Below are 21,256 nucleotides of genomic sequence, written 5' to 3'. Positions count from 1 at the left end.
GTGTGATATGAGACTAAATACTTACGACCATGACAATCAAAGAAGCTCAAGAAATCATAGACCATTGGATAAATACCACAGGCGTACGTTATTTCAATGAACTCACAAACACAGCGATTTTGATGGAAGAGGTGGGTGAGGTAGCGCGCGTCATGGCCCGCCAGTACGGTGAACAGTCATTTAAGAAATCGGATGAGGCCGTAAATTTGGCCGATGAGATGGCCGATGTCCTTTTCGTGTTGATTTGTCTGGCCAACCAGACGGGGGTCGACCTCACGGAAGCCTTGATGAAAAACCTGGAGAAGAAACAAATACGCGATGCAGACCGGCACCGCAATAACGAAAAGATCCAGTAGTTCCTACTATATATAAAAGCAGGTAAAAAATAAAGGCGGCACATCTGTTTAGTGAATGTGCCGCCTTCTGTGTATATGATGGACTCCCACGCTATGATGGGAGTGATGATAATTACATCATCCCGCCCATGCCGCCACCCATTGGAGGAGCACCAGCACCAGCACCCTTGTCATCTTCAGGCTCGTCTGCTAATACCACTTCGGTGGTCAATAGCATAGAAGCGATAGAAGCCGCATTTTCCAAGGCAATGCGAGTAACTTTCGTAGGGTCAATCACACCGGCTCCGATGAGGTTTTCGTAAGCTCCGGTGCGCGCGTTGTAACCAAAGTCATCTTTGCCTTCCCGTACCTTTTGTACCACTACGGCGCCTTCTACAGCAGCATTGTTGCAGATTTGGCGTAGCGGTTCTTCGATAGCGCGCTTGATGATATCGATCCCTATATTTTCATCTTCATTGTCGCCTTTCAGGTCTTTCAGTGCTTCACTTGCGCGAATCAGTGCCACGCCACCACCGGCTACGATACCTTCTTCAACGGCTGCCCGGGTAGCATGTAATGCGTCATCCACGCGGTCTTTTTTCTCTTTCATTTCGACCTCCGTAGCGGCACCCACATACAATACGGCTACACCACCGGCCAATTTAGCCAGACGTTCCTGCAATTTCTCGCGATCGTAGTCTGATGTGGTCGTTTCGATCTGTGCTTTGATTTGGCTTACGCGGCCTTTGATGTCGTCTGAATTGCCGGATCCGTTGATGATAGTGGTGTTGTCTTTGTCTACAACCACTTTCTCAGCCTGGCCCAAGTAGTCAAGCTCGGCATTTTCCAATTTGAATCCTCTTTCTTCAGAGATAACAGTACCACCGGTAAGGATGGCAATGTCTTCCAGCATAGCCTTGCGGCGATCGCCGAAACCAGGAGCTTTTACAGCCGCTACTTTCAGTGAGCCACGGATTTTATTTACTACCAAGGTAGCCAGCGCTTCGCCATCAAGGTCTTCAGCGATGATCAATAGCGGCTTGCCGGTTTGTACTTGTTTTTCTAAGATAGGAAGCAGTTCTTTCATATTGCTGATTTTCTTGTCGTAAATCAGAATATATGGATTTTCCAATTCGGCTTCCATTTTGTCGGTATTGGTCACGAAGTAGGGCGACAGGTAACCGCGGTCAAATTGCATCCCTTCTACGGTTTTCACTTCAGTCTCAGTACCCTTTGCTTCTTCTACGGTGATTACACCGTCTTTGCCCACTTTTTCCATAGCTTCAGCAATCAGCGCGCCGATTACTTCGTCGTTGTTTGCCGAGATGCTAGCTACCTGCTTGATTTTGTTGTTGTCTTCGCCAACCGTCTGCGACTGGTTTTGGAGGCTGCCAACTACTGTGCCAACGGCTTTGTCTATACCGCGCTTCACATCCATGGGGTTAGCGCCTGCAGCAACGCTCTTCAAGCCCGGAGCAATAATGGCCTGTGCTAATACCGTAGCGGTCGTAGTTCCGTCGCCAGCCTGGTCTGCTGTTTTGGAAGCCACTTCCTTTACCATCTGGGCGCCCATGTTTTCCAAGGCATCCTTCAGTTCGATTTCTTTTGCTACAGTAACACCGTCTTTTGTGATAGACGGGGAACCAAATTTCTTCTCAATGATGACATTCCGGCCGCGTGGCCCCAATGTTACTTTTACTGCGTTTGCCAACGTGTCTACGCCTCTTTTGAGGGCGTCACGTGCTTCGACATTATACTTAACTTGTTTCGACATTTTTTAATTGATTTCAGATTTTTAACACAAAGCAGAACGACGGTTGAACCGTTATATCCTACATTGCGATTTTCAATAAACCATTACTAATTAAACACTCACGGTGGAAAATAAGAACTTCCGATAATTACTAATCTTAAACGATTGCGTAGATATCAGATTCCTTCATGATCAAGTATTCTTTTCCTTCATAGTTGATTTCGGTGCCAGCATATTTGCCGTACAGCACTTGATCTCCTACCTTAACGGTCAACGGTTCATCCGTTTTTCCGGCACCAACGGCCACCACGGTTCCCCGTTGGGGCTTTTCTTTAGCGGTATCTGGAATGTAGATACCTGATGCGGTTTTCTCCTCTGCAGGGGCAGCCTCAACCACCACTCTGTCTCCGATAGGTCTAATACTTAACGCCATAATGATTTTAGTTAATATGTAATTGTTAATATATTTTTTAATTCTTCCTCGCCACGTACGTCATCAACTATGCCAAGTCGGTTTAAACGGGATTTCCTTGCCATTTTTTCATTTTTGGTGCCGACATTGCGAAGGTGTGCCGGGGTGTTGTGTCAGGATGTCAGTGTGGATGGCAGTAAGGCAAAAGAAAAAAGGCCACCCCGTTTGCGAGTGGCCTTTGGATATCTTACTGTGCGGTATCGGCTCCGGGTGTCGTTTCCGGAGTCGTGACCGGCGGGATCGGTGCGGTGGTTGGGTTCGTCGGCGTAATCTGTTCCGTCAGTCCGCTTCCCCCTGCGCTTGTCGAAGGGCTCATTACGTTTACAATCATCGAAAAGACCATAATGGCAATAGCCAAGCCCCAACTGCCTTTTTCTAGTATGTCGCCGGTACGCTTCACACCCATCAAGTTGGTCCCCCCGGAAAAACCGGAGGCCAATCCACCGCCTTTCGGCTCTTGGATCAGTACCAGGAAAGACAGCAGTACGCTGGCCAGCATAATCAATATAATCAGTAATGTTTGCATTGTTCTATTCCGCTAGGGTAATTTATTCGTCAATTCCGTAATTCGAGCGGCAAAGTACGTACTTTTTTCGGGATATTTCAAACTTAATTTTTTATAGATGGCGATAGCCTTCGGATATAGCCCCTGCTCGACATAAATATTTGCCAATGTCTCGGTGACCAAGGTCAACTGGTCTTCGGCACTTTTACGTGCTTTGTTTTCCAGATTGATCTTGTCGGCCGGTGGTGGTTTGATTTGAGGTTCTTCCCGTATAAATCGTTCGATAATCGGATCGGTCTTTTTGGGAATCTGAAAAGGAATGGTTTCGGCTGGCCCGCTGGTGCTCAGTTTCTCTTCCGGTGACTGGAGGTGGAAGATGTTTTCCCGAATCTGTTGGTCCAGTACATGCTGTTCGTCAAGTTCGTTTGTCGCGTCGGCGGGGTAGATCGCCTGTTCGGACTGGGGCACATAGGGACGATAGGTGTCGGCATGTTCCATGCGCGTTTTGTTGAGCCACCATAGGAAACTGTACGGTAAGTGGTCATCGTTATACAGGCTGACCTTTTCCTCCGGTGTTTCAACCACCTCGGGTATCGACTTTTCCTCGTAGGTAAAATAGTCTGTACCCACCGGGTGTTCCACCAGCCCGGAGTCATCGATGTGCGGGATCACCGTTTCTATTTCGATTGTCTGGGCTGTCTCTATTTCGGGTACGGCGGTGGAGGAGTTACCTAGATTCCCGATAGGGAACCCTTTTTCAGCAACAAATCCATGTAGCCAATGGGGGAGGGTAGTAATTAGCAACGTATTTTGCCCATTGCCTGGGCTGCTCTCCTGATATCTTTTGCGAGCCTGTGCAATACGTAATGATTGCGCATACGGAAAGCGGCCGATCAGTGTCGAGAGCGTATCGTCTTCAACAGCCATGGGATCGGCCAGTGTCGTATGGTATAATTCTTTATAATCTAAGTTTTCCACTAAAAAATCTTCAAATCATCCTACCAATTAGCAAATGCCCGGTTATAGATGTCTTCCGTGAGCATCTGGTTAATATCTCGGATGAGCGCCTCTTCTTGTGCCGGTATTGAGCCGCCTGCCGATGAGAAATCTTTGAATCGGGTAAACAGTTGCTCGAAATTATCTTCGGGTTTGATCGTGTTTGTATATTTCACGTTGACTGTGATCGAAAGCCGGTTGAGTGCGGCCCGGTCGGTACCTGCCTCTACTGCCGCCGGCGCGATACTGTACCCAGTGATGCGCCCCTCAAAGATTGCATCACCATCGGTGGTTACCTGGCTTAGGCTCGATTGGCTACGTATACGTTCTTTTAATGCCTCCGTGAACGTTTGGCTAAGCGTAGGGCTTACAATCGGGGCCGTATTCTCAAAAAACTCCACGGTGTAGGTTTTCATCCCTTCGGGTATCGAACCACCGGTAAAACCGTATTTAATACCACAGCTGTGTACTGATACGGTAGCAAGGAGCAGCAGTAAATATTTACTTGTTTTTGCCATGGTCATAGCTGTATCAATTCAAGTTCAAATCCTTGATTTTACGGTATAATGTCCGTTCGGAGATCCCCAGCTCCTGTGCTGCTGATTTTCGTTTGCCCTTGTGTTTCTTCAGCGCTTTTTTAATCAGGTCAGACTCACGTTCTACCAACGAAAGCGACTCTTCCTCCACCTCTTCCGCTTCTTGGGTATGGAATTGGAAATCGTTGCCGGATGTACTCGGCGACGGCTGGTGGATTGTCAATGTCGGCGGTGCAGGCAGCTGTTCGGTGGAGGGACCGTCTATTTCTCGGTACAGCTTGTTTATGTATGGTGAGTTGTCTTCCACGATTCGTGAATTAACCCCATTTTGGATAATCTCCACTACCAGCTTTTTCAATTCGACCATGTCTTTTTTCATATCGAAGAGCACCTTGTAGAGCAGGTCGCGCTCCGAGAAATCATCTGAGCCCTTTGCTGACCCCACGTGTACCGGAAGGTTACTGCTGTTGTCGTATGGAAGGTACTGTTGGAGTGTTTTCGCATCTACCAGCCGCTCTTTTTCCAATACAGCAATTTGCTCAGCTATATTTTTCAGCTGCCTTACGTTGCCCGGCCAAGGGTAGTTTATAAGCAATTCCTGTGCGTCTTCGGTGAGCTGCACGTTCGGGCTCCGGTATTTATCGGTAAAGTCTGCTACGAATTTTCGGAAAAGCAAGTGGATATCTTCCTTGCGGTCGCGCAGGGGTGGAATCCGCAACGGTACCGTATTGAGCCTGTAGTAGAGGTCTTCCCGGAACTTGCCTTTTTGTACGGCTTCATAAATATCCACGTTGGTAGCAGCAATCACACGTACGTTGGTTTTCTGCACCTTTGATGAACCTACTCGGATATACTCACCGCTTTCCAGCACACGGAGCAGCCGGGCTTGTGTGCCCACGGGAAGCTCACCCACTTCATCCAAAAAGATGGTGCCGCTGTTTACCACCTCAAAATACCCTTTCCGGGCTTCAAGTGCGCCCGTAAAAGAGCCCTTTTCGTGTCCAAACAGCTCCGAGTCTATCGTTCCTTCGGGTATGGCCCCACAGTTGACCGCGATGAATGGCCCATGTTTACGTGCACTGAGTTGGTGGATGATATGTGAAAATACCTCTTTCCCGCTACCACTCTCGCCGGTAATCAATACCGAGATATCGGTAGGTGCCACCTGCCGCGCCACATCTATGGCGCGGTTTAACAACGGCGAATTGCCGATAATCCCAAACCTATTTTTTATGTCCTGAATGTCCATTCCTTTTAGTACTTAATCCACAGTATGTAGTACGTAGACTCTTGTATGTAGTTTAACCTTTTTCGAGATTAAACGTTTGGATTTAAGTTTAACCACCTATCGATTTATGACTTATAGCTAAAGCTAGTCCACAACCGTTCCAATGAGCGTTGCCGATGTACAGCGATCGGCGAAGACCGTTACGTAATCGCCTACTTTGTATCGTGCGTCAATTGGGAATACTACCATTGTATTCTGGTCGTTGCGTCCGCAGTAGTCTTGATCAGAACGTTTTGACAGCCCTTCTATAAGAACCTTATGGGTTTTTCCAACATACGTTTGCAGGCGTTCCAGGCTGTGCTGGCGTTGGCGGTCCACCACTTCGGTGAGGCGCCTTTTTTTCACTTCTTCGGGCACATCATCGGCGTACCGTTTGGCAGCGAGTGTGCCCGGCCGTTCTGAATAGGCGAACATGTATGCAAAATCATATTTCACGTAATCCATCATCGCAAGCGTATCGCCATGCTCTTCTTCCGTTTCGCTGCAAAAGCCGGTAATGATGTCTGTCGAAATCCCACATTCGGGAATAATTTTCCGGATAGCATTTACCCGTTCCATATACCATTCGCGGTCGTAAGTCCGGTTCATGAGTTTGAGTACCCGCGAATTGCCCGATTGGACGGGCAGGTGGATGTACTTACAGATGTTTTCGTATTTGGCCATTGTGTAAAGGACATCATCGGTGATGTCTTTAGGGTGCGATGTAGAAAAGCGCACGCGTAGCAGGGGGCTTACACGGGCTACCATTTCCAGCAGGTTGGCGAAGGTAACCGCTGGCGCCGGCTGTTGTCCCTCAGCTACGGGTTCTGAGTATTTATAGGAGTCTACATTCTGGCCCAGCAGTGTCACTTCCCGGTAGCCGGAATCAAAAAGATCCTGTGCCTCTTTTATGATTGATTGCGGATCACGGCTTCGCTCCCGTCCACGGGTGAAAGGCACCACACAAAATGAGCACATATTGTCGCAGCCCCGCATAATGGATATAAATGCGGTTACCCCATTAGAGTTGAGGCGCACCGGGCTGATGTCTGCATAGGTTTCCTCGCGGGAGAGTAGCACGTTAACCGCCCGCGATCCGTCGTCCACCTGTTCGATGAGGTTGGGCAAGTCACGGTAGGCATCGGGTCCTACTACCACGTCTACGAGTTTTTCCTCTTCGAGGAACTTGGACTTCAGCCGTTCGGCCATACATCCGAGTACACCGACCACCATTCCGGGGTTCTTGGTCTTGGCCGCTTCAAACTCCTTCAGCCGGTTGCGCACCCGCTGTTCCGCATTTTCGCGGATGGAGCATGTATTGATGAATACCACGTCGGCTTCCCGGTAGTCCCGCGTGGTCTCAAAGCCCTTATCGAGTAATATGGAAGCTACGATCTCACTGTCAGAAAAATTCATCTGGCAACCGTAGCTCTCGATATATAGCTTCCGGCCATCGGCTTTTTTCGGATCTTTCTCCAGCAACAGCGCTTCCCCTTGCCGTGCCTCATCGTGCTGTTTTGTATTTGTAGGTATCTCAAACATTATCGTTTATTAGAAACGACAAAGTTAAAAATAATATTTTGAAAGAATGACAGTTTGGCAGCAAGTAAGACCGGGTTCGGCGTTCATTAGCGCATCGGTTCTTCGCGGTACCGTCTTCCTATGCCGGATTACACTAAGTCATTTCCCAGCCCGGCCTAACCGGCTCCCGCAGGTATTTGTCGGCTTCGGGCAAGCCCCTCGCCCGCATATTTTCACTATCCCAATAAATCTTCTTTCCACCCAGTCGGAGTGATAGTACCCCGAGCAGCGTTATCTCGGTGAGACGGGCCCCGTATTCAAAATTAGAGCTCGCGGCCGGGCCTCCCTTAATGGCGTCGATCCAGTCCCGGAAGTGCCCCTTGGACCGGGGGATACTGGGGGTTGGCGGGTTGTATTTCGCACGTCGCTTTTCTGGGAAGATCTGTGGGTTGGAACCACCGGCTCCGGTTACGATAATACCTTTTTTCCCGATAAATAGGGAGCCACGGCTAGGCAATTCCATCCCTTCTGGCAGTTCATCCGGTCTCGTGGGGCGTAGCCCTCCTGAATACCAGACTTGCTTGAATTCGGGTTGGTTGCCTTTCTTCACGAAATGGTAGTAGCCGATCTCCCCATGGGGGCGATATCGGCATCACTGTATCCGGCAGGCTGCACTTCAACACTGTCGGGCGCATGCAGGTCAAATGCCCATGTTGAAGGATCGAGGTCGTGGCAGCCGAAGTCGCCCAGCGCGCCGCAGCCGAGTGCCCAAAAATCCCGCCATGCTACGGGTGTGTACTCTTTGTGGCAGGGCATATAGGGCGTGGGCCCCAGCCAGAGGTCCCATCCTATCGCTTGCTCATCCGTAGTGGGCCCCGTGGGCAGCCCTTTTAGCCCCGGGTTCCACCGTGAGGCCGGCACCCAGGTGTGTGCTTCTTTCACTTTACCGATGGCACCATCGCGTAGGTACTCAACGGTTTGCCTTACGCCATCTCCACTATGCAAGGAGTTCCCCATCTGTGTCGCTAAACCGGTCTCCTGTGCTACATCCCTTACTTTTCGTGCCTCCCAGATGTTGTGCGTGAGCGGTTTCTCGCAATACACGTGTTTACCCGCCCGCATAGCTTTTATGGCAACATACGCGTGCGTGTTATCGGGGGTGGAGCACAATACGGCATCCAGCGACCGTTCTTTGGCAAGCATATCCCTGAAGTCGGTGTACGCTTTGATTTTAAAGCTGCTATTTGCCGACTTATAATGATTTTCAATCATTTCCTTCACCGGTTCGCGACCGGCAATAGACCTGTAATAGAAATCTTTTAGATTCCAGTATTTTGCCGGGTCTGCAATCGCAGTGATTTGTACGTCTGGTAATTTCAATAATTCAGCGGCGTTTTGCCTGCCTTTGCCGCCTGCACCGATTATACCTACTGTCACTTTATCGCTGGGCGCTAAAAAACCTTTTCCACCCAGCACGTGGCGGGGCACAATCATAAATCCGGCCGCAGCAATCGCCATTCCCTTTACGAACTCTTTGCGCGAATATTCTTTTTGCTTCATATTGCTATTTATACTTGGTTATGTGTAAAAGCACCTTTCAAAGGTACATTAAAATTGGAAGTTTTTGGTTTTGATTGGCCGATATAGGCGAGCATGGTATGGATATTTGCTTTTCCTTTCTTCGATACGGCTATGGAGCTCAGTTAGGTTTGGTCTGGCGATGTTCGTCGAAAGTTTCCGTTTTTCTGCGGAGGGGTAGGAGTTACCTTAGCTAGTGATGCCGCCAGGTCTGTGGGCCTGAACGGTTTGTTCAAAACGTCGAGGATATTCAACTTAGCCAGCTTCAGTCGTGTCTCAGCCATGATGTCTGCGGTAAGGATGATAATTTGGGTGTCGGGGTATTCCCGGCAGATGATATCTGAAAGTACGTAGCCATCTATCTTGGGCATGTGTAAATCAACCAGTGCCACTGAATAGGGTGCTCCCGCCAAATAGCGGAGGGCTTCTTCCCCGTCTACGGCACAGTCGACAACGATACCCAGCTCTTCCAACTGTTTTTTGATAACCGTAGTGCTGATGGGGTTGTCTTCTACCAGCAGTACACGCATGTCTTGGAGTTCCGCTCGGTAAACCATATCGGATGTGGTAGGGCTGGGAAGAGTTGTCGCCGATGGGAGCGCAAAGCGAAGGTCAAAGCAGAATTCCGCCCCGCTGCCAGGAGAGCTGTTGAGCACGATTTCGCTGCCGTGTAGTTCAATGAGCCGCTTGGTAATGGTGAGGCCCAATCCAAAACCTGTGTATTGCTGATTGGGTATTTGGGCTAGCTGCCTGAAATCTTTGAAAATCTCCTCATGGAAAGCTTCCGGGATTCCGGAACCGGTATCTTTTACCGAGAAATGCAGCGTAGTACTATTGTCTGTGCGCGATAATTCGAGCACACCAACGATAACCGACCCTTCATTTGTATGTTTCACCGCGTTACTCACCAGGTTGTAAAGGATCTGGCTCAAGCGTGTCGGGTCGCCCATCACTCTAGGTGGAACGGAGGTATCGATCCGTGCCACTACCTTGATGCCTTTCGCCTCGGCCATGGCTTGAAATTGGTTCTTGATGTTTTCAATCAGTTCCAACAGGTTGACCTCCGCCTGGATAAGCCGCAGTTGCCCGCTTTCCATTTTGTTGAAATCGAGCACGTCGTTGACAAGTCGGAGCAGATGCTCCGAAGAAAACAATAAATTGTTTATCGTTTCACGCTGTTCAGGCGAATGGGCTCGTTTCAAGTGGTTGCTTAAGCCGATGATGCCCACCAATGGCGTTCGGATTTCGTGGCTCATCACCGAAAGGAAATCCGATTTGATTTGAGCTGCACGTTCTGCCATTTCCTTGGCTTTCAGCAATTCGATAGCCTCCAGCTTCTCTTTGGTGATATCCATTAATGCACCGCGCAATTTGATAACATGGTTGTTAGCTACCACAGGGACCGCCCGCACCCGTACCCATTTGAATTCATCCTGAGGGGTATTTACCTCAAGCTCCATGGTATAGGGTTGTAGATCCATTTTGCATTTTTCGAGCGATTGAACCACTACTGCACGTCCTGCTTCTGTAAAAAGGTTGAGGTTTTCCTCAAAATTAGCGTAGCGGGCTTCGGGCGGAAGACCAAAGATTACATAAATCTGGTCTGTCCATAATACTTCACCAGATATCAAATCATATTCCCACCCCCCTGTATGGCTAAGCTGTTGGCTTATGTTCAGTAATTCGTTTCCCCGTTCAATATTGGTTTGGACTTCTTGCAGCGCCTGCTCCCGGTGGACCTCTTCGGTGATTTCCCGGATGGTGATCGCCAATCGCTGGTTCTCGGGCGTACCCCACATTTCAATCGGTACAACCTTCAGCCGGTACCATTTTTCAATCGTTGCATCCAAGTGCCGGTATTTGGAGGTGGTTTGCTTCCCCGAACGGATGGCCTGGGCCACCGGAGTAGTAAATTGGGCATGTGCATTGTCGAAAACGTCTGCGATGGCCTTACCCAGGAAATGTTCCTTTGGCATAAAGAGCGTCGATTCGTCAGATATCCATACGTTTTTGAACACCTGGTTGCCGTCTATCTCAAAAATAATATCCTCAATCAGCGACATGATCGAGTTGATGCGGTCTAGCGATTCTTGATTGCGCAACACACGCTGGAAGTACATCGCGATCTGATAAGCCGCGTTTTGCGGCTCGGCAATGCGGCGTAGTGCGACATTATAATGACGTGTGCCGTGATGCGGATGTAAGATGGAAATCTTACATTGGCTTTGCGGTTTGCTGTCCGCTACAAACTGCGGTAGTAGGGTCATGATTCGCTCTCGATCTGCCGTGGGGAGGTGCTCAGCCCACCCGAAACCCTTCATGTCGTAATCGGTAATCCCAAAAATTGTGCAACAAGCCTGATTGGCAAATAGACATTTGCCTTCACAATCTGCCAATAGGGCACCTATTGGCGCATGTTGGAGCATTTCCCGCATAATTCAGTCCATGAGGTCTGTATTACAGTTAATCAGACAAATATAGATTTTTCCGCGGGATTAGCCTTTTAGTAAGCCAATTTCACCGGAGCTAAATCTTCTAATTCCTCAGTGGTAAACAAGCGGTATTGTATCTGAAAAGTCTTTCCGAGGGGTGTTTCGAGCGAGAATCCGCCTGCACCGAACCCATCGGTGACATCGAGTGTGAAATGGGAATGTTTCCAGTATTCGAATAGGTCCTTGTCTACCCAGAATTCACAGCCTTCTACTTCACCGATGCATACATCATTCATGCGCAAATAGAATCCGCCTTTTTCAAAACATTGCGGTTGCGTGCCCTCGCAACAACCACCGGCTTGATAAAACATCAGCTCACCGTGTTTCTCCTTGAGCTCTTTGATCAAATCTTTGGCTGCTTGGGTGCTGTCTATGCGAGTTATCATAATTACCTGTTTTTTTGTCCATTACGAAATGTAAGAAAAAGAGCAGGCCCGTCAGGGCTGCTCTTTTTCGTGGGCAAGGCTAAAAGAAGCCTACCTTCTTTTTGTCGTAAGAAATCAGCATGTTTTTAGTCTGGCGGTAGTGGGCCAGCATCATTTTGTGGTTTTCCCTTCCGAACCCGGATTGTTTGTACCCTCCAAACGGTGCGCCGGCGGGGTATGAGTGATATTGATTTACCCAAACGCGGCCGGCCTGAATGGCTCTCGGTACGCGATATAGTTCGTGCGCATCGCGTGTCCAAACACCGGCTCCCAAACCGTAAAGCGTATCGTTGGCAATTTCAATCGCTTCTTCAACGGTTTTGAATGTCGTAACTGCCAGTACGGGGCCGAATATTTCTTCCTGGAAGATGCGCATTTTGTTGTGTCCCTTGAACAGGGTGGGCTGGATGTAATACCCATTTTCCAGGTCACCCTCCATTTTTTTAGGCTCGCCGCCCGTAAGCACCTCAGCTCCTTCTTCTTTTCCTAGTTTCAGGTAGGAAGAAATTTTGTCGAATTGGATTTTAGATGCCTGGGCACCCATCATAACCGTTTTGTCGAGCGGGTTACCCATTTTTATAGCTTCTACTCTTTCGATGACCCGGGCGATGAACTTATCATAGATATCCTCTTGGATGAGCAACCGCGATGGGCACGTACAGATTTCGCCCTGGTTGAGCGCAAACATCACAGCCCCTTCAATCGCTTTATCGAGGAAGTCGTCGTCTGCATCCATTACGGAATTGAAGAAAACGTTGGGTGACTTGCCCCCTAGTTCCAACGTTACGGGGATGATGTTTTCGGTGGCATATTGCATCACCATGCGCCCGGTAGCGGTCGATCCCGTAAATGCAGCCTTAGCCACTTTCGGGTTGGTTACCAAGGGCCTTCCCAGTTCTGCACCAAATCCGTTCACAATATTGAGCACGCCGGCAGGCAACAGGTCTTCGATAAGCTCCATCAGTACTAAGATAGAGGTGGGCGTACTTTCAGCCGGTTTGAGGATGATGGTACAGCCTGAAGCAAGGGCAGGGGCCAATTTCCAAACAGCCATCAAAATCGGGAAATTCCACGGGATAATTTGAGCCACCACGCCAATGGGCTCGTTGACGATAAGTGATACCGTGTTTTGGTCGAGCTCGCTCAATGACCCTTCCTCAGCACGGATAACACCTGCGAAATAGCGGAAATGGTCGATAGCCAATGGAATGTCCGCATTGAGCGTTTCGCGAATCGCTTTGCCATTGTCGATGGTTTCAACCGCAGCGATGTATTCCAAGTTTTCTTCTATCCGGTCTGCGATTTTGTTTAGGATGATACTTCTTTCGGTAGCAGATGTTTTTCCCCAAGTTTTGAATGCTTCGTGAGCAGCATCAACGGCCAGCGTCAGATCTTCTGCCGTAGAGTGGGCAGCCTTTGTAAATACCTTGCCGGTGAGCGGGGAGATGTTGTCAAAGTACTTTCCCTGGACGGGCGGCGTCCATTTCCCGTTGATGTAATTGTCATACTTTTCTTTGAATTGTGGCCAGGCCACGGATGTTGTTGTACCCATGATTATTATTTTTTATGTTTACGATTATAATTTTGCCGACCCTCCTGTGGGTGGGCACCATTTGCTGTCTGGATTTTCCAATTTAATAATAATATTTTATTAATCAACGTTATACGGGCTTTTATGTTCTCCTACTACGGGAAAATGACAGTCGTTTTATAAATTGGAGTGCATTCCAAATTGTCGCGTTTAGCTTTTTTTTGCTGTGATTCATGAGAGCATTCATTCTACATATGCATAACCAGAGTAACTATGACACGAGAGGAAAAAAACCGCAGCGCAGCAAGCTCATGAACACCGCTGAGAACAGATAAAAGTGAATAAACGCTCACCCAATTCGGGGATATCGAGATAACCAACGTGCATCCGTACAGTACGGGTGCGGAAGGGGTTTAAGGTGAGCCCGCTTATGCAGGAGAAGATAGCTCGCCGTGCAAATGCTTCCGGTATCGATTGCGATGATTTAACAGCGGAAAAGTTGTGCGCTAATGTCGATTTGCCTTATCATTGTTGGAGATAGGCAGCTCCTGTCATTTGACGAAGATTCTATGGGATAAATAGCAACTATTATACAGAATAACTAAACAACTATGACAATGAATTTTTCTAGACGTTCGTTTCTTATGGCCGTTGGTATGCTGGCAGCGGGTAGTGCGGTTCCTTTGCCCACCAACGCCTTTGGTGTGGGGCGTAAGTTGAGAATAACGCTGGTCGGCACCGGAGTGCGTGGAATCTCATTTTGGGGCCGACGATTGGTGGAAGACTACCCCGATTTGCTGGAGTTTGTAGGATTGAGCGATATCAACCCTGGCAGACTGAAATATGCAAAGGAGTATATGAAGGTGAATTGCCCGGTGTTCGTCGATTTCGATGAGATGGTCCAACGGACGAAGCCCGATCTGATCATTGTATGCACGAAAGATTCAACCCACCACGAGTTTATCATAAAAGGACTTGCAGCCGGCTGTGATGTGCTTACTGAAAAACCATTGACTACCGACGAAGTGAAGGCCCAGGCAATCCTGGATGCTGAGCGCGAGTCGGGAAAGAAGTTGATTGTAGGATTCAACTACCGATGGAGCCCTTACATGACGAAGATCAAGGAACTGCTTCAAAATAATGAGATCGGCGAAATCACGTCGGTGGATTTCAACTGGTACCTGAATATACACCACGGTGCTTCTTATTTCCGGCGTTGGCATGGGTTAATGAATAGTGGCGGATCGCTTTGGGTACATAAAGCCACCCATCATTTCGATTTGCTGAATTGGTGGCTGGATGCTGAACCCGAGGAAGTATTTGCTTACGGTGCACTGGAACATTACGGTAGCAGCGGGCCCTTCCGTGGGAAAAGTTGTCGCAGTTGCGCCCATAAAGCTGACTGTAGCTACTATTGGGATATTACCAAAGACGCACATTCCATGAAACTATATGTGGCCAATGAAGATCACGATGGCTATATCCGTGATGGCTGTGTATACCGGCCTGAAATAGATATCTATGATAAGATGTCTGCACAGATAAAATATGCCAACAATGCGGTGGTTAATTATTCGTTAACTACATACTCTCCTTTTGAAGGCTGGCGTATTGCGTTCAATGGGCAGAAGGGTCGGATAGAGGCCTGGTTGGATATCCCTTGGATGAAAAATGAAGACCTGGATCAGGAGAGCTTGCATGCCGCGGAGATGAGCCAAATCGGGCAAGATAACATAATCCATGAGCCGCTGATACTGTATAAAAATTGGGAGGACTATAAAATGATACAGGTAGCCAGTGAACGGAGCGGGCATGGAGGGGGCGACAGGCGCCTTCATGAAAGACTGTTTAAAGATACGTCTGCCCCCGATCCTTATGGTCATACTGCTGGGGTGCGTGATGGCGTGATGTCTATCTTAATCGGGATCGCTGCGGTGAAGAGCATTGCATCCAAAGCACCGATAAAAATAGCGTCGTTAACAGACCTGGTACCTTTGGCTAAACGAGGCTCATGAGTAGCGGGTAATCACGATCTGATGTTTTCATAACCCTCCGGAAGCGGGGCGCACAGCTCGTTCTTAAGTCTAGTAAAGACCTTCAGCGAAAGCTGGAAAATAGGGCTCATGATGAACGTGTAAAGAAAGGTGATGAGGAATACGGGCCCACCGAGCAGGTAACCGATGAGTAGCACAGCACATTCCACCGCTATGCGTGCTTTGCTGACAGAAAGGCCGGTCCGTTCCGACATGGAAAGCATAAAGCCGTCGCGCGGCCCCGCACCGATGCCGCCCGACACATACAGACCACCTCCGGTACCCACGGTGACGATACCCGCCAACAACCACAGGTAGTCCATCCAGGTATGGCTGGGAGCGGGTAGGATATCCAGCCAAAGGAAGAAATCCATGATCGGTCCGATGAGGAGGGCGTTCAGAAAAGTGCCGATATTGACATACTTCCGACTGACAACTAAGGAGATTATAATCAGTATAAAGCCGATGATGACTGTCCAGGTGCCGATAGAGAATCCGAAACGGTCAAAAAGTGCAATGCTCAGCACGTCCCAGGGATGGAGGCCCAGGTGCTGCATCTTTACGGTGATGGCGACGCCCAGTGCGAAACACACCAACCCTGAAAAATAAAAGCTGTAGCGAATCAGCCAATTGCGCAGGCTGTCGTTTCCGAGAAGGGTTTGCATAGGTGGGCAAAAGTACAGATTATTTTTTTCGCCTGCACTCCGATGGTTTCATTTCCGGATACCTATCAATCGGTGACGCGATTTTTACCCGACTCGATGGTGTCAACCAGCTACGGGGCCGTCTCGGTATCGATGTGGAGGTGATTATTTTAATAAGTCATCTTATCTTTACAATTAAACACGTTGTCTGAGTGATAGCGATATTATAAACTTAAATAAGCAATCGCAGTGGAAAGAAAGACTTTTCAAAGCCATGTTCCACTAAACGACAATGAGTTTGAAATACGTTTACTACCTTCGCTGCCTACGGCTTTTGCGGAAGGATCGGTCAACGGACTGCGTGCCCGGGGTGGATTTGTCATCGACCTTTCATGGAAAGGCGGAAGGCTCACGGGAGCACGTATTGTGTCAGAAAAAGGGCGAGGCCTTGCAGCTGGATGGGAGCTTGGCGGTGAAACGCAGTAGAAAAGCCGGTGTTTGATACACATCACAATATTGCTAGACAGCTTAGGTTATGAATAATTATCCTATACGTATTGCGCTCATCGCGGCATTGGGAGGTTTCCTCTTCGGTTTCGAGGTTTCCGTGATTTCGGGGGCCGAGCAGACCATACAACAGCTTTGGTCGCTGGATTCGTTCTGGCTGGGGTTCACGGTGGCGTCCAGTCTCATTGGGACGGTGTTAGGGGCGCTGGTAATCGGTAGGCCCGCACAACGATATGGTCGCCGGAAAGTACTTTTTGCCATAGCCGTTTTCTATTTCCTTTCGGCGGTCGGTTGTGCCGTAACGACCCTATGGGAGGGCTTTGTTTTTTTCCGCTTTTTGGGAGGGATCGCCGTGGGCGCATCTTCAGTGGCAGGCCCCATGTATATTTCGGAAATTTCACCGGCATCTGCGCGCGGTCGCCTGGCCGGGATGTTCCAGCTGAATATCGTAGCGGGGATCCTTGTTGCTTACCTCACCAACTACTTGCTATCTGGAGTGGGCGGCGAGGAATCGTGGCGGTATATGCTGGGCATCATGGCAGTGCCGGCAGTGGTGTTTTACGGTTTGCTTTGGTTGATTCCCGAAAGCCCCCGTTGGTTGGCCAGCAAAGGCCGGGTGGTTGAAGCCGCGCACGTGTTTTTGCGGTTGGGAGAACCCGATGCGGAGCGGAAGGCCAACGATGTAGCTGCGGCTAGCGATGCGGGCGCAAAGACGGAAAGCCTCTTCAATGGGAAGTACAACAAACCGATTGCTTATGCAATGTTATTGGCCATGTTCAATCAACTGTCGGGCATCAATGCGATTTTATATTATGCACCCCGTATTTTTGAAATGGCTGGTTTTGAACGTGCGGATGCATTTCAGCAATCGGTGTACATCGGGCTGGCGAATTTCCTTTTCACCATCCTGGCCATGTCGGTGATCGACCGATTCGGCCGCAAGCGCTTGTTGCTTATCGGCGCTTTGGGCATGGTGGTATTTTTGGTGCTTACGGCGGTTGCTTTTAGTCGGCCGGATGTGGCCAATCCGTATGTCCTGGTATATTTGGTCGGCTTCATCGCTTTCTTCGCCTTTTCGCAAGGAGCGGTGATTTGGGTATTCATCGCCGAGATTTTTCCGAATAGGGTGCGTTCGCAGGGAAGTTCGCTAGGCAGTTCCACACACTGGGTTATGGCGGCGGTCATATCCTGGTTGTTTCCGATCATCGTCGAGGGCAGTCCACTGGGAGGTTTCTATGCGTTTGTGTTTTATGCCGTGATGATGCTGCTGTCCTTTTTGTTCATCTGGCGCGTAATGCCCGAGACAAAAGGCAAGAGCCTGGAACAAATACAGCAGGAGCTCGGCATTAAATAAGGTAATCACTAAGTCAGGCTTCGTAGCAGGTTAGTGGAGCATATTTCGCCGGTCACCCGCCAACCCAGGCGGCCTCGCGTGGCCGGTCGTTTTACACCGGGCTTGGGCATACCGAAGAATCTTTGCTGAACTTCCTGTTATTTTCAAATAGATAATGAATAATGGCCATCCGTATAGGGTGGCTTTTTCATTTCGGCAATCGCTCGATAAGGGTTGATTGGGCTGTTGACCATCATAAAAATCCGCGAGGTAAATACGATGGAACCACTGGGGCAATTTCAATGGAATATGCTGCTTATAGCGTGTTCTTACTGGTACATGTCACTTAACATCAGATTTTCATTCCGCTATTCGTACTATTTATTCCGCCAGAATGCAATTTGGTTCTTTTCACTTTGACGATTGGAACGTGTGACAGATGTTTGTTGTGTGATTATACCGTAAACGCTGGGTCGTCAGGCCTGTAACCCGGCAATTTGTTTAATAATTAACTGATTACGTAAAATGGAAATTACGCAATTGCTAGCATTGGTTAACCGTACCGAGGTGATGCAAGGCATCGCCGATAAACTGGCCGAAGCTGTACCCGCTGGTTCCATTCGATGGTCGAAGCAGGGCTGCTGGCTGCGATTTATCGCATCCGCAAAGACGAACGCCGGAAACGGAAACTATTGGAAGAGAAACATCAACTGGAACTCCGGTGGCTTATGGGGCAGATGGCCCTTCATGAGCAAACCAACATACTGGATATCCCGTATGCTATGGCACTGAAGCGTGATCGGGAGATTGCCGGTATTTTACGCGAACTGCAACGTGGGCGACGCGGTGAAGACGCCTGAGGTTGCTGTACGGTGACCGCGCGCGGCTGGAAACTCACGACACCGGTGACGGATGGTATGAAGCAGTATTAACCGTTAACAGATCATATAAATAAACCATGAAAAAAAGAAAAATTGTAATCGTAGATGATGCGTGCCCGGCATTGGACGTGCTCATCGAATTGGTGAAACGCAGGCCCGAATTCGACAGGGTACGGAGGCAACTTGAGCGATTGGAAAACATTGCGTGCAACAAGGCATACCAGTCAATGCTATTTATGTCGCTGGCACCTGATGAGACCAACTCAATGGAGGAGTATCGAAATTCCGATACCGACGCTTACAAAGGTATTCAAGTGAATGATCTCGTATATGCCCGTTCGGAGGGAAAGAACTGTCGGTTGTTTTTTATCGATGGCTCGCAGTTGTTGGTCCGGCAATTATTGAGGGATGTACAGATACAACTCGATCCGGCTGAATTTATCCGTATACAACGGCAATATCTGGTTTGCAAGACGGCAATCGGCGATTACAGACCCCGGTTGGGCGATGAGGCGAAGCATTGGTGGGTGATATTGGCGCCAGGCGCGAATAAGAGATGGGAAAATGACACGGATAAAGGGCGGCTTCCCGTTGGTAATAAATATCGTTACCGGGTGGAAAAGGCACTGGGCATAAGGACATAACGGTAATCAACGATTTTCCGCTACCTTAGTCCATGCGCGGGTACCCATGCACACCGGCAGTTATCTTTCGATAGCCTTAAGAAGGGTACAGCTTGTGCCATGCGGGTGCCGAGAAACGTGTCAAACAATGCCTATTGAATATGCTGAAACGCTTGGATAGCCACCCGCCCGAGGGTTAACAGCTGACAGTAGCTTGTATAAAACCAATTTTTACCACAAACACAACGTGCTACCATGAATAAGCATGACCAACTCTTGCAGTGTGCACTGCGGATTGAAGAACTAGTGCGGCAGCTGGCCAATAGGCCGAACCGATGCTTACATTGCCAACATGAAGTACCATTAGCTCAGGCTGTGCCTAAGCTAAGCGACAAGACAGCCGAAAAGCATACGTATTACAGCCAGCCTGCTGCTGCCGATTTTCTGGAACGGAGCGAAAAGCAGGTCTACCGGTATCGGATAGGTGGCAAGCTGCCATTTTCGTACGATGAGCAAAACCATATCCGCTATGCGAAAGCCGACCTGGAAGCGCTTTTTGAGAAGCTGCATGGATTCCCCAAGGGTGGCTTCAAACGATAGCGAACGGATGTCCACCGCCGGACATTCCCCCCTGCCCCTATCGCCCGTAAACCCGCTTTAGCCGGACAACCGGTGGACAACCGTCGGACATTTTTCTTCCCGTAGTGTCCCGGTACCCTACGTTTGCCCAAAACGAAAGGAGTACGGTTATGAAAACAACGACGATTGCCGGATGGATGGGGGTGGAGCCCCCCACCATCTTACCCAACAACCTGCATTGGTCATCGCCCTGGGCGTGGCCCATCTGGCGCTGGCTCGGTACGACCGTGGTGCTGATGGGCCTGTTCTTGCTGTTCGCACGGGTAGGGTCGGTACTGCGGCTGGCGGACCCCACCGCCGCCGTGGTGGATGTCGGCGCGCTGAGCCTCGTGCTACTGGCTGTGGTGGCGCTTGCTGCCTTCCTCGCCGTATCGCGCTGGCTCATCGGGCTGCTCTGGCCCGTGATGCGGGGTTACCAACGGAACCATTTTTCACACAATTTCAAATCCTTATCACCATGGCAAAAGATCACCTTTTACCTCGTTATCTTCTTCGGGCTGCTGTATGCCTTTGTGTGCTGTTTGGTGGCAGTCTTTTAGGTTTGCCTTTCGCGGGTAGCGGTTTGCCATTTGCCCTTAGCCAAGACCGAAGTGCGCACAGCAAACGGCTAAAAGAAACCTATACCGCCGAGATCGGCATACTGGAAGCCACAGGCAACAACGACGGCCGCCGGGTGGGGGAGTACCTCCGCTACTGCGGACTGGATGAGGGCTATGCCTGGTGCGCTGCCTTTGTGAGCTGGTGCCATGGGCAAGCGGGATATGCCGCGCCGCGCAATGCATGGAGCCCGGCGCTGTTCCCAGCCAGCCGGACCATCTGGCATGCGGGCGACCCATGGCCTGTGAACGGTGGCCAGTCGGTTCCCCGCGTGGGAGATGTCTTCGGTATTTACTACACCAACCTCAGGCGCATTGCCCATGTGGGGTTTGTGGATGGGTGGGACGGGAAATACTGCATCACGGTAGAGGGCAATACCGGCCCACCAACCGGCGGAGCCATTGCCAAGGATCACCCAGCAAACCCAATCCGTGCCGGCCCAGACCGCGAAGGCGTTTACCGCAAGCGGCGGCCGATCAGGACCATCAAAGCCGTTGCACGATGGGCCGAGTAAAGCCCATCATATTCACTAACTACTAAGTACTAACTAGTCAACCCTTAAAAAGCCCAATATTTCTTTTTTGAAGT

22 protein-coding genes are annotated in these 21,256 nt (G+C 49.6%); 9 read left to right on the top strand and 13 right to left on the bottom strand.

Going from position 1 to position 21,256, the window contains the following annotated elements; translation table 11 throughout:
* Positions 1 to 29 precede the first annotated feature (29 nt).
* Positions 30 to 356, top strand: coding sequence for a nucleotide pyrophosphohydrolase (locus tag NGM62_RS16665; RefSeq protein WP_262249398.1), 327 nt, complete (start codon positions 30 to 32; stop codon positions 354 to 356).
* Positions 357 to 468: 112 nt separating this feature from the next.
* On the opposite strand, the gene groL is transcribed toward NGM62_RS16665, so the two are convergent.
* The 12 genes from groL to NGM62_RS16605 all read right to left on the bottom strand — a co-directional run bounded on the left by groL (position 469) and on the right by NGM62_RS16605 (position 13,432).
* Positions 469 to 2,109 carry a chaperonin GroEL gene (gene groL, locus NGM62_RS16660; protein WP_262249397.1) on the bottom strand — a complete coding sequence of 547 codons (1,641 nt, stop codon included), beginning with the start codon at positions 2,107 to 2,109 and terminating at the stop codon, positions 469 to 471.
* 136 nt (positions 2,110 to 2,245) lie between these two features.
* Complete coding sequence (groES, locus tag NGM62_RS16655; RefSeq protein WP_262249396.1) at positions 2,246 to 2,521, bottom strand: co-chaperone GroES; 276 nt, start codon at positions 2,519 to 2,521, stop codon at positions 2,246 to 2,248.
* Between the two features lie 226 nt (positions 2,522 to 2,747).
* The gene (secG, locus tag NGM62_RS16650; RefSeq protein WP_262249395.1) at positions 2,748 to 3,086 is read right to left on the bottom strand and encodes a preprotein translocase subunit SecG; all 339 of its coding nucleotides are present in this window, start codon (positions 3,084 to 3,086) and stop codon (positions 2,748 to 2,750) included.
* Between the two features lie 12 nt (positions 3,087 to 3,098).
* Positions 3,099 to 4,043 (bottom strand): hypothetical protein, encoded by a 945-nt coding sequence (locus NGM62_RS16645; protein WP_262249394.1) that lies wholly within the window; start codon positions 4,041 to 4,043, stop codon positions 3,099 to 3,101.
* Positions 4,044 to 4,063: 20 nt separating this feature from the next.
* A complete protein-coding gene (locus NGM62_RS16640) occupies positions 4,064 to 4,579 on the bottom strand; it encodes an LptE family protein (RefSeq protein ID WP_262249393.1) in 516 nt (171 codons plus the stop codon).
* A 13-nt stretch (positions 4,580 to 4,592) separates the two neighbouring features.
* Entirely contained in the window at positions 4,593 to 5,846 is a 1,254-nt protein-coding gene (locus NGM62_RS16635) for a sigma 54-interacting transcriptional regulator (protein WP_262249392.1), read from the bottom strand.
* Between the two features lie 123 nt (positions 5,847 to 5,969).
* On the bottom strand, positions 5,970 to 7,406 hold the full coding sequence (miaB, locus tag NGM62_RS16630; RefSeq protein WP_262249391.1) for a tRNA (N6-isopentenyl adenosine(37)-C2)-methylthiotransferase MiaB: 1,437 nt from the start codon (positions 7,404 to 7,406) through the stop codon (positions 5,970 to 5,972).
* Between the two features lie 133 nt (positions 7,407 to 7,539).
* On the bottom strand, positions 7,540 to 7,995 hold the full coding sequence (locus NGM62_RS16625; RefSeq protein WP_262249390.1) for a hypothetical protein: 456 nt from the start codon (positions 7,993 to 7,995) through the stop codon (positions 7,540 to 7,542).
* On the bottom strand, positions 7,992 to 8,945 hold the full coding sequence (locus NGM62_RS16620; protein ID WP_262249389.1) for a Gfo/Idh/MocA family protein: 954 nt from the start codon (positions 8,943 to 8,945) through the stop codon (positions 7,992 to 7,994). The genes NGM62_RS16625 and NGM62_RS16620 overlap by 4 nt, the downstream gene beginning before the upstream one ends.
* Positions 8,946 to 9,088: 143 nt before the next feature.
* Positions 9,089 to 11,389, bottom strand: a complete 2,301-nt coding sequence (locus tag NGM62_RS16615) for an ATP-binding protein (RefSeq protein WP_262249417.1) — start codon at positions 11,387 to 11,389, stop codon at positions 9,089 to 9,091.
* 77 nt (positions 11,390 to 11,466) lie between these two features.
* Positions 11,467 to 11,841, bottom strand: coding sequence for a DUF779 domain-containing protein (locus NGM62_RS16610; protein ID WP_262249388.1), 375 nt, complete (start codon positions 11,839 to 11,841; stop codon positions 11,467 to 11,469).
* A gap of 79 nt (positions 11,842 to 11,920) precedes the next feature.
* On the bottom strand, positions 11,921 to 13,432 hold the full coding sequence (locus NGM62_RS16605) for an aldehyde dehydrogenase family protein (RefSeq protein WP_262249387.1): 1,512 nt from the start codon (positions 13,430 to 13,432) through the stop codon (positions 11,921 to 11,923).
* A 596-nt stretch (positions 13,433 to 14,028) separates the two neighbouring features.
* Between NGM62_RS16605 and NGM62_RS16600 the strand changes: the two genes are divergently transcribed.
* Entirely contained in the window at positions 14,029 to 15,426 is a 1,398-nt protein-coding gene (locus tag NGM62_RS16600) for a Gfo/Idh/MocA family protein (RefSeq protein WP_262249386.1), read from the top strand.
* Between the two features lie 11 nt (positions 15,427 to 15,437).
* Here the strand turns inward: NGM62_RS16600 and NGM62_RS16595 are convergent, their stop codons facing one another.
* A complete protein-coding gene (locus NGM62_RS16595) occupies positions 15,438 to 16,109 on the bottom strand; it encodes a YczE/YyaS/YitT family protein (RefSeq protein ID WP_262249385.1) in 672 nt (223 codons plus the stop codon).
* A 228-nt stretch (positions 16,110 to 16,337) separates the two neighbouring features.
* Between NGM62_RS16595 and NGM62_RS16590 the strand changes: the two genes are divergently transcribed.
* The 7 genes from NGM62_RS16590 to NGM62_RS16560 all read left to right on the top strand — a co-directional run bounded on the left by NGM62_RS16590 (position 16,338) and on the right by NGM62_RS16560 (position 21,182).
* The gene (locus tag NGM62_RS16590) at positions 16,338 to 16,574 is read left to right on the top strand and encodes a glycoside hydrolase family 95-like protein (protein WP_262249384.1); all 237 of its coding nucleotides are present in this window, start codon (positions 16,338 to 16,340) and stop codon (positions 16,572 to 16,574) included.
* A 49-nt stretch (positions 16,575 to 16,623) separates the two neighbouring features.
* On the top strand, positions 16,624 to 17,949 hold the full coding sequence (locus tag NGM62_RS16585; protein WP_262249383.1) for a sugar porter family MFS transporter: 1,326 nt from the start codon (positions 16,624 to 16,626) through the stop codon (positions 17,947 to 17,949).
* A gap of 602 nt (positions 17,950 to 18,551) precedes the next feature.
* Entirely contained in the window at positions 18,552 to 18,788 is a 237-nt protein-coding gene (locus tag NGM62_RS16580) for a hypothetical protein (protein WP_262249382.1), read from the top strand.
* Between the two features lie 98 nt (positions 18,789 to 18,886).
* Positions 18,887 to 19,453, top strand: a complete 567-nt coding sequence (locus NGM62_RS16575) for a LytTR family DNA-binding domain-containing protein (RefSeq protein WP_262249381.1) — start codon at positions 18,887 to 18,889, stop codon at positions 19,451 to 19,453.
* Positions 19,454 to 19,687: 234 nt separating this feature from the next.
* Complete coding sequence (locus NGM62_RS16570; RefSeq protein ID WP_262249380.1) at positions 19,688 to 20,032, top strand: helix-turn-helix domain-containing protein; 345 nt, start codon at positions 19,688 to 19,690, stop codon at positions 20,030 to 20,032.
* A gap of 149 nt (positions 20,033 to 20,181) precedes the next feature.
* Positions 20,182 to 20,610, top strand: a complete 429-nt coding sequence (locus NGM62_RS16565; protein ID WP_262249379.1) for a hypothetical protein — start codon at positions 20,182 to 20,184, stop codon at positions 20,608 to 20,610.
* Complete coding sequence (locus NGM62_RS16560; RefSeq protein ID WP_262249378.1) at positions 20,529 to 21,182, top strand: CHAP domain-containing protein; 654 nt, start codon at positions 20,529 to 20,531, stop codon at positions 21,180 to 21,182. Before NGM62_RS16565 ends, NGM62_RS16560 begins: the two co-directional genes overlap by 82 nt.
* Positions 21,183 to 21,256 lie beyond the last annotated feature (74 nt).

It is taken from the genome of Parapedobacter soli (genome assembly GCF_025460835.1).
In the GTDB taxonomy this organism is placed as follows: Bacteria; Bacteroidota; Bacteroidia; order Sphingobacteriales; family Sphingobacteriaceae; genus Parapedobacter; species Parapedobacter soli.
This window is presented reverse-complemented; position numbering and strand designations above follow the sequence as displayed.

Coding starts and splice junctions, on each gene's coding strand:
- NGM62_RS16665 (WP_262249398.1), top strand. CDS start 30: ATGACAATCAAAGAAGCTCAAGAAATCATAGACCATTGGATAAATACC.
- groL (WP_262249397.1), bottom strand. CDS start 2,109: ATGTCGAAACAAGTTAAGTATAATGTCGAAGCACGTGACGCCCTCAAA.
- groES (WP_262249396.1), bottom strand. CDS start 2,521: ATGGCGTTAAGTATTAGACCTATCGGAGACAGAGTGGTGGTTGAGGCT.
- secG (WP_262249395.1), bottom strand. CDS start 3,086: ATGCAAACATTACTGATTATATTGATTATGCTGGCCAGCGTACTGCTG.
- NGM62_RS16640 (WP_262249393.1), bottom strand. CDS start 4,579: ATGGCAAAAACAAGTAAATATTTACTGCTGCTCCTTGCTACCGTATCA.
- NGM62_RS16635 (WP_262249392.1), bottom strand. CDS start 5,846: ATGGACATTCAGGACATAAAAAATAGGTTTGGGATTATCGGCAATTCG.
- miaB (WP_262249391.1), bottom strand. CDS start 7,406: ATGTTTGAGATACCTACAAATACAAAACAGCACGATGAGGCACGGCAA.
- NGM62_RS16620 (WP_262249389.1), bottom strand. CDS start 8,945: ATGAAGCAAAAAGAATATTCGCGCAAAGAGTTCGTAAAGGGAATGGCG.
- NGM62_RS16615 (WP_262249417.1), bottom strand. CDS start 11,389: ATGCTCCAACATGCGCCAATAGGTGCCCTATTGGCAGATTGTGAAGGC.
- NGM62_RS16610 (WP_262249388.1), bottom strand. CDS start 11,841: ATGATAACTCGCATAGACAGCACCCAAGCAGCCAAAGATTTGATCAAA.
- NGM62_RS16605 (WP_262249387.1), bottom strand. CDS start 13,432: ATGGGTACAACAACATCCGTGGCCTGGCCACAATTCAAAGAAAAGTAT.
- NGM62_RS16600 (WP_262249386.1), top strand. CDS start 14,029: ATGAATTTTTCTAGACGTTCGTTTCTTATGGCCGTTGGTATGCTGGCA.
- NGM62_RS16595 (WP_262249385.1), bottom strand. CDS start 16,109: ATGCAAACCCTTCTCGGAAACGACAGCCTGCGCAATTGGCTGATTCGC.
- NGM62_RS16585 (WP_262249383.1), top strand. CDS start 16,624: ATGAATAATTATCCTATACGTATTGCGCTCATCGCGGCATTGGGAGGT.
- NGM62_RS16580 (WP_262249382.1), top strand. CDS start 18,552: ATGGTCGAAGCAGGGCTGCTGGCTGCGATTTATCGCATCCGCAAAGAC.
- NGM62_RS16575 (WP_262249381.1), top strand. CDS start 18,887: ATGAAAAAAAGAAAAATTGTAATCGTAGATGATGCGTGCCCGGCATTG.
- NGM62_RS16570 (WP_262249380.1), top strand. CDS start 19,688: ATGAATAAGCATGACCAACTCTTGCAGTGTGCACTGCGGATTGAAGAA.
- NGM62_RS16565 (WP_262249379.1), top strand. CDS start 20,182: ATGAAAACAACGACGATTGCCGGATGGATGGGGGTGGAGCCCCCCACC.
- NGM62_RS16560 (WP_262249378.1), top strand. CDS start 20,529: ATGGCAAAAGATCACCTTTTACCTCGTTATCTTCTTCGGGCTGCTGTA.